Origin of the sequence: Geobacillus sp. FSL K6-0789 (assembly GCF_038593135.1) — a bacterium.
Taxonomy (GTDB): domain Bacteria; phylum Bacillota; class Bacilli; order Bacillales; family Anoxybacillaceae; genus Geobacillus; species Geobacillus stearothermophilus.
Genome location: NZ_CP151966.1, coordinates 1,145,199 through 1,159,044, shown reverse-complemented (window position 1 = coordinate 1,159,044; position 13,846 = coordinate 1,145,199). Strand labels below are relative to the sequence as shown.

Sequence of the window (13,846 nt, the reverse complement as noted above, 5' to 3'; positions counted from 1 at the left end):
CGCTTTTTTATCGACGTAATCCAAGTTTCTCAACTATTTCACGGTAGCGCGCCACATCTTTATTGCGCAAGTAGGCCAACAGCCGGCGGCGTTTCCCGACCATTTTCAGCAGGCCGCGCCGAGAATGATGGTCTTTTTTATGGACGCGCAAATGCTCATTCAAATTGTTGATTTGCTCTGTCAAAATCGCAATTTGCACTTCCGGAGAACCGGTGTCGTTCTCATGGACTTTGAATTGTTCGATGATTTCGCGTTTGCGCTCTTGCGTCAATGCCATCATGGTTCACCTCCCTAGTCTTCGATCCCCGGTTGCCGAGCGGGCGTCGGTGAGTCGCCTGGCCAAGCAACGGTTCGCATACACTGATTAGAATACCTCTTTTTCCGGCAAAATGCAAGTCTTTTCGTCCAAACGCCGGAAATACTGTTTTGCTTCTTCCTTGTCGCGGGCAATTTGCGCCGCCAGCTCGGCGACGCCGGCAAACTTGCGCTCGCTCCGCAGGCGGCGGTGCCACTCAACCGTCACCGTTTCCCCGTAAATGTCGCGCGCGAACGCAAACAAATGCACTTCCACGCTCGGCAACCCTTCGCGCGCCGCATGGAACGTCGGTTTGTAGCCGATGTTCGCCACCCCTTCGTACGTCCGGCCGCCAACGGTCGCTTTGACGGCGTAAACGCCGACCGCCGGCAATAGATAGTCGCCATTTAACGCAATGTTGGCCGTCGGGAACCCGATCGTCCGCCCGCGCTGCTCCCCGGCGACAACCGTCCCTTCGATGTCATAAAAACGGCCGAGGAGGCGGGGGAGCTGATCGACCGCCCCTTCTTCAATGAGCTTCCGCACCCTTGTCGAACTCACCTTTTCCCCGTCGACGGCCAGCTTTGGAACAACGGTTTGCCCAAAGCGGCCGCGCGCATGAAGCGGCATCGTCTCCATCGTCCCTTTTCCGAACCGGCCATAAGTGAAATCAAAACCGGCGACGACGTGCTTGACATGAAACCCATCCAAATATTGATCGGCAAACTGCTCCGGCGGCAGGTTGGCGAACGCCGGTGTAAATTCGACGATATACAGTCGATTCACGCCAAGCGCCGCAACCAACTGCTCTTTTTTGTTAAGCGGGGTAATGAGACGAAGCTCAGGTTGTTTGCCAAGCACGACGGACGGATGAGGATGAAACGTCATCACCGCGCTTTCGTATCCGCGTTCATTCGCAATCTCGACCGCCGTCCGGATCACTTTTTGGTGGCCAAGGTGAATGCCGTCAAAATAGCCGAGCGCCATCACCGCCGGGGGAAGCGCCTGGCGCTCAAAGCGATGCGGATGCGAAAGAAATATCGTTTCCATGTCCATAACCCACCTTACTTTTTTTCCGCGCTTCGCCCGGCGTCAACGAAACACTTTGAGCGGTTTCATCAAGCCCGGGCGCGCCGGATGCTTTACATACAGGGCCAGCGCCTCCCGCTCGGGCGTCACGAGCACGACCGGCCCGTCAAGCGCATGCAAAAAGGCGGGAAGCCGGAGCAGCGCCCCGTTTTTTACTTTCTCTGCTACTTTATCATTGATTTCATATTTCGGCAAATGAAAAAGCGCTTGCTCGATCGGAATGAGCAAGGCGGCGGCCGTTCCGTCGGCCGCCCGGCGCTCGACTTCTTCCAGCGTCACACAATCTTCAAGCCGAAACGGGCCGGACGCTGTGCGGATGAGATCGGACATATGAGCCGGATAGCCGAGCTGCTCGCCGACCGTCACTGCGAGCGTGCGGACATACGTGCCTTTGCTGCATGTGACGCGAAAGCGAAATGACACCGTCTCCCCGGCAAACTGCTCGCGATCATCGAGCAGCTCGAGCTCGTAAATCGTCACGCGCCGCGTCGGGCGCTCCACCTCGATGCCGGCGCGCGCATATTCATACAGCTTTTTGCCGCCGACTTTCACCGCCGAATACATGGGCGGCGTTTGCTCGATTTCCCCGATAAGGCGGCGGAAAACGGCTTCGATTTCCACCCGCGCAATCGGCCGCTCGACCGGCCGGACGGCAACGACGTCACCGTCGGCGTCTTCGGTCGTCGTCGCTGCACCGAGCGTCACTTCCCCTTCGTACGTTTTCGTCGCTCCGGTAAGAAATTCCGCAATGCGCGTCGCTTTGCCAAGGCAAAGCGGCAGGACGCCGGACACGTTTGGATCGAGCGTGCCGGTATGGCCAACTTTTTTTACCCCAAGCAGGCGGCGCACCTTTGCCACACAGTCGTGCGACGTTATTCCTTTTGGTTTGTTGAGCAGCAATACCCCGTCCATCGGCGCACCCTTTCCCTGTCTATACTCGCGCAACGGAAATGGATAGACGGTTCGTCTATCCATTGTTTGGACCATCCTCCGCCTCTTCCGGCCGGCGGCGGTCGCCGTCGGAAATTTCGCGGATCAGCCGCTCAATGCGGCTGCCGTATTCCATCGTTTCATCGATCTCAAACAAAATTTCCGGCGTTTTGCGCAGGCGAATGCGCTGCCCGATTTCCGAACGGATGAATCCTTTCGCCTTTTCCAGTGCTTTCAGCGTGTTCTCCCGCTGCTCGTCATCGCCTAAGACGCTAATGTACACTTTCGCTTGCTGCAAATCGCCGGTGACGCGCACATCGGTGACGGTGACGAAACCGATGCGCGGGTCTTTCAGCTTGCGGCCGATAATGTCGCTCAACTCTTTTTTCATTTGCTCGCCAACGCGAGTTGCCCGTATGTTCATCATCCATCACCTCGGTTTACAACCACTCAAATGATGTGGACGCCCGCTCCAACTCGGGGAACGAATCGATCAAGGCCAAGGCCCGCTCGAGTTCCCGCTCAGCCGCCATTCGGCTCGACGCGATGGCGACAAGGCCGATTTTCGCCCGCTGCCATGCGTCTTGATAATCGAGTTCAGCCACAGAGACGTTGTACTTTTGCCGAATCCTTGTCAGCACCCGCTGCAGGACGGCCCGTTTGTCCTTCAGCGAGCGGGCGTTATAAATGAGACATTCGCATGCGGCAAAGCCGATCATGCCCGAGCCACTTCCTGCATGACGTACGCTTCAATAACGTCCCCTTCTTTAATGTCATTGAAGTTTTTGATCGTCAAGCCGCACTCATATCCTTGCGCCACTTCGCGCACATCGTCTTTATACCGTTTGAGCGAATCGATTTCGCCTTCGTACACGACGATGCCTTGGCGGATGAGGCGCACTTTGCTGTCGCGGGTGATTTTGCCGTCGGTGACATAGCAGCCGGCGATCGTGCCAACTTTGGACACTTTGAACGTTTGCCGCACTTCCGCTTGGCCGATGACTTTCTCTTCGTATTCCGGGTCGAGCATCCCTTTCATCGCCGCTTCAATTTCCTCAATGACGTTGTAAATGATGCGATGGAGGCGGATGTCGACTTTTTCCGATTCAGCGGCGCGCTTCGCATTCGCATCCGGGCGGACGTTAAAGCCAATGACGATAGCGTTCGATGCCGTCGCCAGTGAAATATCCGATTCGGTGATGGCGCCGACCGCCGCATGGATGATTTTCACCCGCACGCCTTCGACATCGATTTTTTGCAAGGCGGCAACCAGCGCCTCAACCGATCCTTGAACATCGGCTTTGACGATCAAGTTCAGCTCTTTCATTTCGCCTTGCTTGATTTGTTCAAACAAATCGTCGAGGCTGACGCGCGTTTTCACGCTCCGCTGCTCCTGCAGCTGCCGCTGCGCCCGCGCTTCCCCGATTTGCCGCGCCTTTTTCTCATCCTCAAACACCATGAAACGGTCGCCGGCTTGCGGCACGTCGTGCAGCCCGGTAATTTCCACCGGCATCGACGGCCCCGCTTCCTTGACGCGCCGCCCGCTGTCATTGACCATCGCCCGCACACGCCCGTACGTCGTGCCGACGACGATCGGATCGCCGACTTTGAGCGTGCCGGCTTGAACGAGCAGCGTCGCCACCGGGCCGCGCCCTTTGTCGAGCTTCGCTTCAATGACCGTTCCGACCGCGCGCCGGTTCGGATTGGCTTTTAATTCTTCCATCTCGCTGACAAGCAAAATCATTTCCAACAGATGATCGAGGCCCTCTTTCGTTTTCGCTGACAGCTTGCAGAAAATCGTATCGCCGCCCCATTCTTCCGGAACGAGGTTGTACTCCATCAACTCTTGCATGACGCGGTCCGGGTTCGCTTCCGGTTTATCCATTTTGTTAATGGCGACGATGATCGGCACGTTTGCCGCCTTGGCATGGTTGATCGCCTCAACCGTCTGCGGCATGACCCCGTCATCGGCTGCGACGACAAGGATGACGATATCGGTCACTTGCGCGCCGCGCGCCCGCATCGTCGTAAACGCTTCATGGCCTGGTGTATCGAGGAACGTAATTTTTTTGTCATTGACGGTGACTTGGTAAGCGCCGATGTGCTGCGTAATGCCGCCCGCTTCTTGCTCAGTCACTTTCGAATGGCGGATCGCATCAAGAAGCGTCGTTTTCCCATGGTCGACGTGCCCCATGATCGTGACAACCGGCGGCCGTTCAACCAGGTCTTCCGGAGCATCGGCAATTTCAATCGCTTCAAAGTTCGTTTCGTCAATGGTCACCTTTTCTTCCACTTCAACGCCGTAGTCGGAGCAGATGAGCTCGATCGCATCTTTGTCCAAGTCTTGGTTGATCGTCGCCATCACGCCAAGCATAAACAGCTTTTTAATAATTTCCGACGGCTCGCGGCCCAATTTTTTCGCCAGCTCGGCCACGGTGAGCGAACCCTCGAACGTAATTTTCTTCGGCAGCTCTTTTTCTTTTTTCGCCGGCTGCGGCACCTGCTTCGCGGCCGGAGCCGCTTGTTTTTTCCCTTTCGCCGGCCCTTTTCCTTTCTTCTTCGCCGCTTGGAACGCTTTCTTTTCTTGCTGCTGCGCCTCCGTTCGTTTTGTTTCTTTCCCTTTCGCCGCCCCTTTTTTCTTGGCCGGCTTGGCCGCTTCTTTTACATCGTCAAAAATTTCCTCATCCGAGAAATCGGCCGTCTTCGCCGGCATCGGCCGCTTCGGCTTGTCGGTTTTCTTTTCCGCTTTCTTTTCATTTTTGGTTTCGGTTTTCTTTTCGGCCTTTGGGCGGTATTGATGGTCAAGCTTTTCGACGACATCGGCCTCGAGCATGGCCATATGATTGTTTACTTCAATGTTCATTTCTTTCAATTTATGAATAACGTCCTTGCTTGGCACGTTCTGTTTTTTCGCATATTCGTACACACGCATTTTTGACATACAGTCACCCCCATAAAGATCGGTCGAGCATCGTTTGCAATTGGCGCGCGAACCCTTCGTCGGTGACGGCGACGACGACGCGGGCGTCTTTGCCGATCGCGCCGCCCAGCACATACCGGTCCGGCACTTTGCAAAGCGGGACGCCATAAAACGCACATTTATCCGTCACTTTTTTTTCCGTGTTGGCCGACGCATCTTCCGAAAGCAACACGAGCCGCGCCCTGCCCCGTTGCACTTCCTTGACGACAAGTCCCTCTCCGGAAACGACTTTTCCGGCCCGCTGCGCCAACCCTAACAGCGATGCCCAGCGGTTCTGTTTCATTGTCCTGCCTGTTTCTCCTTTTTCGCCAAAGCAAGCAGCTCGTCATAGAGCGAGTCGGCGATGTCGGCTTTTAAATGGCGGGCCAAAATGTTTTTCTTTTTCGCCTGTAAAATGCAATCCGGGTCAAGGGTAATATACGCGCCCCGCCCCGCTTTTTTGCCGGTCGGGTCGATCGACACCTCTCCTTCTTTGGAGCGGACGATGCGCACCATTTCCCGCTTTGGCTTCATCTCTCCAGTGACGACGCATTTGCGCAACGGAATTTTCTTTTGCGCTGCCATTTCTATTCCCCCTCACTCGATTTCCGCCGATGCATCGAATGATTGGACGTTCTCATCACTATTTTCATTATCGGCCGCCGCGCCGTTGAAATCAAGCGAAGTGGATGGCGCATACGGATCAATGCCCATGTCCCGCGCCTCGGACTCGCTTTTAATATCGATTTTCCAGCCGGTCAATTTTGCCGCCAGCCGCGCGTTTTGCCCGCGTTTGCCGATAGCGAGCGACAGCTGGTAGTCCGGAACGATGACGGTCGTCGCCCTTTGCTCTTCATTGACGATGACGCGCAGCACTTTCGCTGGGCTTAACGCATTGGCGACAAACTCCACCGGGTCGGCCGACCAGCGGACGATATCAATTTTTTCCCCGTTCAGCTCGTCGACGATCGCCTGGACGCGCTGCCCTTTTGGCCCGACGCAGGCGCCAACCGGATCGACTTCCGGATTGTCGGAATGGACGGAAATTTTGGAACGATCGCCGGCTTCGCGGGCGATCGACTTGATTTCAACCGTCCCGTCGTAAATTTCCGGCACCTCAAGCTCAAACAGCCGCTTCAGCAAGCCCGGATGAGTGCGGGAGACGAAAATTTGCGGCCCTTTTGTCGTCTTTTCCACTTTCGTAATGTACACTTTCAGCCGATCGTGCGGTTTGTACGTTTCATTCGGCATTTGTTCGTTCGCCGGCAAAAGCGCCTCCGCCTTGCCGAGGCTGACATAGACAAAACGCGGGTCAATGCGCTGGACGATGCCGGTCATAATGTCCTCTTCGCGGTCGACAAATTCGGCGTAGATGATGCTCCGCTCCGCTTCACGCACGCGCTGGGTCACGACTTGTTTCGCTGTTTGCGCAGCGATGCGCCCGAAATCGCGCGGCGTCACTTCCAATTCGACGACATCGCCGATTTGATAGTTCGGATTGATCCGCTGCGCCTCCTCAAGCGAAATTTCAAGACGCGGATCGGTCACCTCTTCGACGACGTCTTTGCGGGCGAGCACGCGGATCGTCCCTGTTTCCATATTTAAATCGACGCGCACGTTTTGCGCTTGGCCGAAATTGCGCTTGTACGCGGAAACGAGCGCCGCTTCAATGGCTTCCATAATCACTTCTTTGCTGATGCCTTTTTCCCGCATCAGATCGGCTAACGCCTCAAGCAACTGCGTGTTCATGAAACGAAAATCCCCCTTTTATCATTAAGAGAAAATGACGGCTAATCTAGCGCTCGCCACTTTTTCATACGGAATGGCGACCGTTTTTTGCCGCCCGCGGTCTTTGACCGACAGCGTCACGGTCGTCCCGTCAAAAGCGGTCAATTCCCCTTCAAACTGCTTTTCTCCTGCAATCGGCTCGTATGTTTTGATATATACATTTTTCCCAATTGCTCTTACAAAATCTTTTTCATTTTTTAACGGCCGCTCCGCTCCCGGCGATGACACTTCTAAAAAATAGTTGTGCGGAATCGGGTCGACCTCGTCGAGCTTTTCGCTTAGCCTTTCACTGACGACGCCGCACTGTTCAATGTCCACGCCGGTGTCTGAATCAATAAAGACGCGCAAAAACCAGTTTTTTCCTTCTTTCACATACTCGATGTCCACCAGCTCGAGCCCCATTTCGTCCAAAATCGGCGCGACAAGCTGTTCAACCGTTTCTGTCACTTTTTTGCTCATCGTGTTCCTCCTTACTGGGCAAGGCTGCATGCTGCATAATGAGAAAATCCCCTGCACAAGGCGGGAATGAACGAAAGACGGAAAGACCGATGCTCATTCAAGACGAAAGAGTGGGTTTCCCCACTCTTTGTTTGCCATTATCTTTGCCAATTCCACTAAAACTATAACACATTGGGAAATATATTGCAACGAAAAACCGTCCGTCAGAACAAGGACAGCTGGTTATGATCCGGAAGCGAGTCGAGGCAGCCGCGGCTTTCGAGATACTCAAGCAGCGTTTTCGACACTTTGCCGCGCTGCTGCAAATCTTCTTTTGACAAAAACTCCCCTTCTTCGCGGGCGCGCACAATGTTTTGCGCCACGTTCGTCCCGAGCCCCGGGATGGCGTTAAACGGCGGAATAAGCGAGTTGCCGTCAATGACAAATTCGGTCGCCTGCGAGCGGTACAAGTCGATATTTTTAAAGGAAAAGCCGCGCTCGCACATTTCCAGCGCCACTTCCAGCACCGTGAGCAAGCTTTTCTCTTTCGCCGTCGCCTGAATGCCTTTGGCGTTGATTTCCTCAATCCGCTTGCGAATGGCGGCTGATCCTTTGATCATGGCATCAAGGTCAAAGTCCTCCGCCCGCACCGTAAAGTACGACGCGTAATACAAAAGCGGATGGTGCACCTTAAAGTAGGCGATGCGCACCGCCATCAACACGTAGGCCGCCGCGTGCGCTTTCGGGAACATGTATTTGATTTTTTTGCACGAGTCGATGTACCATTCCGGCACGTTATGCTTGCGCATCTCCGCCTCAAATTCCGGCGTCAATCCTTTCCCTTTGCGCACCGATTCCATAATTTTAAACGCCAGCGACGGCTCAAGCCCGCGGTAAATGAGATAGACCATAATGTCGTCGCGGCAGCCGATCACCTCAGAAAGCGTGCACGTGCCATTTTGAATGAGTTCTTGCGCGTTGCCAAGCCATACATCGGTGCCGTGCGACAAACCGGAAATTTGCACGAGCTCGGAAAATGTTTTCGGCTTCGTTTCTTCGAGCATTTGCCGGACAAAGCGCGTGCCGAATTCCGGGATGCCGATCGTGCCGACGTTGCACATAATTTGCTCCGGCGTAACGCCAAGCGGCTCGGTGCTGCTGAAAATGCCCATCACGTCCGGGTCGTCGGTCGGGATCGTTTTCGGATCGATGCCGCTTAAATCTTGCAGCATGCGGATGACCGTCGGATCGTCGTGCCCAAGAATATCGAGCTTCAATAAATTGTCATGAATCGAGTGGAAGTCAAAATGGGTCGTCCGCCATTCCGATGACGTATCATCGGCTGGATATTGGATCGGCGTAAAGTCGTAAATTTCCATATAATCGGGAACGACGATAATGCCTCCAGGGTGCTGCCCAGTCGTCCGCTTCACTCCGGTGCAGCCGGCCGCCAGACGGTCGATTTCCGCGCCGCGCAGCTCTAAGTTATGGTCGCTCGCATAGCCTTTCACAAACCCGTACGCCGTTTTGTCGGCGACCGTGCCGATCGTTCCGGCGCGGTAGACGTTGTCTTCGCCAAACAGCACTTTCGTATAGTTGTGGGCGCGCGGCTGGTACTCGCCGGAGAAGTTCAAATCGATATCCGGCACTTTGTCGCCTTTAAAGCCAAGGAACGTCTCAAACGGGATGTCATGCCCGTCTTTTTTGTATTTCGTCCCGCATTGCGGGCAGTTTTGATCCGGCAAGTCAAAGCCCGACCCGACCGAACCGTCATTAAAAAACTCGGAATGTTTGCAGTTCGGGCAGACGTAATGCGGCGGCAGCGGGTTCACCTCGGTAATTTCCGTCATCGTCGCGACAAACGATGAGCCGACCGAGCCGCGCGACCCGACAAGGTAGCCGTCATCGAGCGACTTTTTGACGAGCTTATGCGAAATTAAGTAAATGACGGCAAATCCGTGGCCGATAATGCTCTTCAGCTCTTTTTCAAGCCGCTCCTCAACAAGTTTCGGCAGCGGGTCTCCGTAAATTTCTTTCGCCCGCCGGTAGCTCATTTCCTTGATTTCCTCGTCCGCCCCTTCGATGCGCGGCGTGTACAGCTCATCCTTGATCGGCTTCACTTCACCGATTAACGAAGCGATTTTTTGTGTGTTGTCGACGACGATTTCTTTCGCTTTTTCCGGCCCTAAAAACGAGAAGCAATCCAGCATTTCGTTCGTCGTGCGGAAATACACATCCGGCAGCTCATGCCGGTTGAGCGGGTTCGCCCCGCCTTGCGAATGGATTAAAATTTTCCGGTAAATTTTGTCCTCCGGATTTAAATAATGGACGTTGCCGGTGGCGACGACCGGAATGTTGAGCTTTTCGCCAAGGGCGACGATGCTGCGGATGATGTTTTGGATCATCTCTTCATCTTTGACGTAATCCATTTCAATGAGCGGCTTGTACACCTCGGGCGGATGCACCTCAAGAAAATCGTAAAAGCGGGCGATGTCTTCGACTTCCTCCGGCGCCTTTTGGATCAAGTTGTCAAACAGCTCGCCTTTGTCGCAGCCCGAGCCAACGAGCAGCCCTTCACGATGCTTGACCAGCACGGAGCGCGGGATGCGCGGCACGCGGTGAAAATAATCGATGTGCGACAGCGAGACGAGCTTGAACAAGTTTTTCAGCCCGATGTCGTTTTGCGCCAACAGCGTCGCATGGAACGGGCGCGCCAGGCGGTACGACGCATCGCTGTGCGTGCGGCTGTTTAATTCGTCATGAAACAGTATGCTGCGCTCTTCCGCTTCCTTCAATAGCCGCATAAGCAAATGCCCGGTTGCCTCCGCGTCGTAGATGGCGCGGTGGTGCTGGGTCAGTTCAATGTCGAACTTTTTGCAAAGCGTGTTCAGCCGGTGGTTTTTCAAATCCGGATACAAAAAGCGGGCGAGTTCAAGCGTGTCAATGACCGGATTGGTGAGCTTGCCGCGTCCCATGCGGGCGAGGCCTGCGTTTAAAAACCCGATGTCAAAGCTGGCGTTATGGGCCACAAGCGTCGCATCGCCAATCCAGTCAACAAAACGGGCCAGCACCTCATCCGGCTGCGGAGCGTCTTTCACCATTTCGTCCGTGATTCCGGTCAATTCCATCGTCGTCACGGACAGCGGATGTCCCGGATTGGCAAAGGACATAAACCGGTCGATGATCTCGCCGTCTTTGATTTTGACGGCCGCCAGCTCAATGATCGTATTGTACACAGCCGACAGCCCGGTCGTTTCAACGTCAAAGACGACGTATGTCTCCTCCGAAAGACGGCGGTGCGTTTCATTGTAGGCGATCGGCACGCCATCGTCGACGATGTACGCCTCAAGGCCGTAAATGACCTTCATGCCGTGTTTTTTCGCCGCGCTGTAGGCCTCCGGAAACGACTGAACAACGGCATGGTCGGTGACGGCGATCGCCGGATGACCCCATTTTTTCGCTTGTTCGATGAGTTTTGTCACCGAGGTAACCGCGTCCATTTGGCTCATCGGGGTATGCAAATGGAGCTCGACCCTCTTTTCCCCTTCGGGCGCTGTATCTTGCCGTTCGTTTGCAGCGATTTCGTTCAAATCGTTGGCGATGATGACCAAATCGCGGACGAATGTGTCGTTTTGCACGCTGCCGCGCACTTTCACCCACATGCCTTTTTTGACGCCGCTCATGAGCTCGGCGTCCTCTTTGTCGCGCGAGAACATTTTGACTAAAATCGAGTTCGTGTAATCGGTGATTTTCATGGTCAACAGCGTGCGGCCGCTTTTGAGCTCGCTCACCTCAGCGTCAAACACATACCCTTGCACCACAACGCGCCGTTCTTCCTCAACGATCGTCTCAAGCGGACGCACTGGCTCCTCGTCGCGGATCGGGTAGCCGATGACGAGCGGGCCGGATGGAGAAGCCGCTGCTGCCTTTTCCTCTTCTTTTGCCATATCGGTCAGCACCGCCAACGCCCGCTCTTCATCTTCTTGCTGCTTTTGCGCCAAAAACTGCTCCATTTCCTGCTCAGCCGGTTGCACGTCGACTTCCAGCTGAAACGGCGGAAAACCGAACGACGCGTAAATCGCGGCGATTTTTTGCGCAAACCGCCGTTTGACAGCCAGCGCCTCCGCCTCGTGGCGGGCGGTGACAACGAGCTTGTTCCCTTTCACCGCCGGCGTCTGCCGGCTCAGCAAATCGACAAGCGGCGAGACGCCTTCTTGCAGCTCGGCGAGGCAAAGCGGCCAGTACGCCCGCACATCGTCTTCCGTTACGCGCGGCGATTCGACATCAATCGTATACCGGATGGCAGCGATATGGCGGAAAGCAGCCGCCAAGCGGTCCGTAAACGATTTGTACACCTCGGCCGGCAGCACGTTGGCGAACTGAAAATAGAAATGCCAGCTTTTTTCTTCTTTATCAATCACGACTTTGCGAATGAACGCATCACGGAAATACGGCATCCATTCATCCGACGTCATCTTCAGTTGCTCAAGCAAAACGAAAAACCGCTCTTTTTGTTCTTTCGTGGCCATGATTTCCCCTCTCAACGAAATCGTTTCTCTTTCTAATCATACCATACAAACGCCAAAAAGCGCCGACGGAAAAGAAACTCGTTCTTTTTCGCCGGCGCCGTTCGTTCACCCTTGCAAGAGGCGGCGCACCGTATCGGTCAATTCGCCCACCGGCACGTCAAACGTCTCGCCTGTTTTTCGCACTTTCACTTCGACGATGCCTTCGCCCGCCCGCTTGCCGACGGTGACGCGAACCGGAATGCCGATCAAATCGCTGTCGGCAAACTTGACTCCGGCCCGCTCCGGGCGGTCATCATATAACACTTCAAATCCTGCCTGTCCCAATTTTTCGTACCATTCCTCCGCCAACGCTCGCTGCTCGTCGCTTTTCGCGTTCGCTGTCAGCAAATGGATATGAAACGGCGCCACCGAAGCCGGCCAGACGAGCCCGTTTTCATCGGCAAACTGCTCGGCAATCGCCGCCACCAGCCTGGAGACGCCGATGCCGTAGCAGCCCATGATCATCGTCTTCGTTTGGCCGTTTTCATCCAAGTACACGGCGTTCATTGCCTCACTGTATTTCGTGCCAAGCTTGAACACGTGCCCGACTTCAATGCCGCGAGCGAAGCGGATCGTCCCTTTGCCGTCCGGAGACGGGTCGCCCTCTTGGACAAAGCGCAAGTCGGCGTATTGACTGACGGCAAAATCGCGGTCCGGGTTGACGCCGATGTAATGGTAGCCTTCCTCATTCGCGCCGCAAACACCGTTGACGATGGCAGCAACAGCATGGTCCGCGATCACCATGACCGCTTCGCTGACACCGATCGGACCGAGCGAGCCGACCGGCGCCCCCATCACCCGTTCTGTTTCTTCCGGCGTCGCCAGCTCCACGACGGTGGCGTCGAGCACATTTTTCACTTTCACCTCGTTCGCCTCGTGGTCGCCGCGGACAAGAACAAGCACGTACCGGCCATCGACATTGAACAAAAGCGACTTGATGCAGCGCTCCGGCGAAACTTGTAAGTAGGAAGCGACTTCATCAATCGTTTTTTGCCCCGGCGTCGCCACTTTTTTCAATTCAGCCGGCGGCTCGCTACTTTTCTCGTACGTGGTCACAACCGGCGCCATTTCAATGTTGGCGGCATAGTCGGACGCGTCGGAATAGGCGATCGTATCTTCGCCAATGTCCGAGAGCACCATGAACTCGTGCGTATCTTTGCCGCCGATCGCCCCCGAATCCGCGATGACGGCGCGGAAGTTTAAGCCGCAGCGGCGGAAAATGTTCGAATAGGCGTTATACATGTCGTTGTACGTTTCATCCAAACTTTCTTTTGACGTATGGAACGAATAGGCGTCTTTCATCATGAATTCACGGCCGCGCAGCAGTCCGAAGCGCGGGCGCTTTTCATCGCGGAATTTCGTTTGGATTTGGTACAACACAAGCGGCAGCCGCTTGTACGTTTTCACTTCATCGCGGACGATCGCCGTGATCATTTCCTCATGCGTCGGCCCAAGGGCGAAATCGCGCTCGTGCCGGTCTTTTAAGCGCATCAACTCCGGTCCGTACGAATACCAACGGCCGGACTGCTGCCAAAGCTCGGCCGGCTGCAGCGCCGGCATCAGCAGTTCCATGCCGCCGATGCGGTTCATCTCCTCACGGATGATCGCTTCAATCTTTTGCAGCACGCGTTGCCCGAGCGGCAAAAACGTGTAGACTCCGCTCGCGCTCTGGCGGATGAAGCCGGCCCGCAGCAGCAGCTGATGGCTTTTCACTTCCGCGTCCGCCGGCACTTCGCGCAATGTCGGAATAAACGCTTGACTTTGTCTCATTCACAGCCA

General features: G+C 55.2%; 12 protein-coding genes. All 12 read right to left on the bottom strand.

Annotation, left to right across the window (positions count from 1 at the left end; all coding sequences use genetic code 11):
• Positions 1-7: 7 nt before the first annotated feature.
• Positions 8-277 carry a 30S ribosomal protein S15 gene (rpsO, locus tag NSQ51_RS06120; RefSeq protein ID WP_033016867.1) on the bottom strand — a complete coding sequence of 90 codons (270 nt, stop codon included), beginning with the start codon at positions 275-277 and terminating at the stop codon, positions 8-10.
• Between the two features lie 87 nt (positions 278-364).
• Complete coding sequence (gene ribF, locus NSQ51_RS06115) at positions 365-1,351, bottom strand: bifunctional riboflavin kinase/FAD synthetase (protein ID WP_121649911.1); 987 nt, start codon at positions 1,349-1,351, stop codon at positions 365-367.
• A 36-nt stretch (positions 1,352-1,387) separates the two neighbouring features.
• Positions 1,388-2,296, bottom strand: a complete 909-nt coding sequence (gene truB, locus NSQ51_RS06110) for a tRNA pseudouridine(55) synthase TruB (protein WP_033008077.1) — start codon at positions 2,294-2,296, stop codon at positions 1,388-1,390.
• A 55-nt stretch (positions 2,297-2,351) separates the two neighbouring features.
• Positions 2,352-2,738, bottom strand: a complete 387-nt coding sequence (gene rbfA / locus NSQ51_RS06105; protein WP_033008079.1) for a 30S ribosome-binding factor RbfA — start codon at positions 2,736-2,738, stop codon at positions 2,352-2,354.
• Positions 2,739-2,754: 16 nt separating this feature from the next.
• Positions 2,755-3,033, bottom strand: a complete 279-nt coding sequence (locus tag NSQ51_RS06100) for a DUF503 family protein (protein WP_033008081.1) — start codon at positions 3,031-3,033, stop codon at positions 2,755-2,757.
• The gene (gene infB / locus NSQ51_RS06095; RefSeq protein ID WP_033016841.1) at positions 3,030-5,255 is read right to left on the bottom strand and encodes a translation initiation factor IF-2; all 2,226 of its coding nucleotides are present in this window, start codon (positions 5,253-5,255) and stop codon (positions 3,030-3,032) included. The genes NSQ51_RS06100 and infB overlap by 4 nt, the downstream gene beginning before the upstream one ends.
• Positions 5,256-5,259: 4 nt before the next feature.
• The gene (locus tag NSQ51_RS06090; protein WP_033008083.1) at positions 5,260-5,577 is read right to left on the bottom strand and encodes a YlxQ family RNA-binding protein; all 318 of its coding nucleotides are present in this window, start codon (positions 5,575-5,577) and stop codon (positions 5,260-5,262) included.
• A complete protein-coding gene (locus NSQ51_RS06085) occupies positions 5,574-5,858 on the bottom strand; it encodes a YlxR family protein (RefSeq protein ID WP_033016843.1) in 285 nt (94 codons plus the stop codon). Before NSQ51_RS06085 ends, NSQ51_RS06090 begins: the two co-directional genes overlap by 4 nt.
• A 12-nt stretch (positions 5,859-5,870) precedes the next feature.
• Positions 5,871-7,022: a transcription termination factor NusA gene (nusA, locus tag NSQ51_RS06080; protein ID WP_033016849.1), complete on the bottom strand. Its 1,152-nt coding sequence runs from the start codon at positions 7,020-7,022 to the stop codon at positions 5,871-5,873.
• Between the two features lie 24 nt (positions 7,023-7,046).
• Positions 7,047-7,520 carry a ribosome maturation factor RimP gene (gene rimP, locus NSQ51_RS06075; protein WP_033008087.1) on the bottom strand — a complete coding sequence of 158 codons (474 nt, stop codon included), beginning with the start codon at positions 7,518-7,520 and terminating at the stop codon, positions 7,047-7,049.
• Between the two features lie 203 nt (positions 7,521-7,723).
• The gene (locus NSQ51_RS06070) at positions 7,724-12,028 is read right to left on the bottom strand and encodes a PolC-type DNA polymerase III (protein WP_033016851.1); all 4,305 of its coding nucleotides are present in this window, start codon (positions 12,026-12,028) and stop codon (positions 7,724-7,726) included.
• Positions 12,029-12,133: 105 nt separating this feature from the next.
• Positions 12,134-13,837: a proline--tRNA ligase gene (locus tag NSQ51_RS06065; protein ID WP_047818151.1), complete on the bottom strand. Its 1,704-nt coding sequence runs from the start codon at positions 13,835-13,837 to the stop codon at positions 12,134-12,136.
• Between the last annotated feature and the right edge of the window lie 9 nt (positions 13,838-13,846).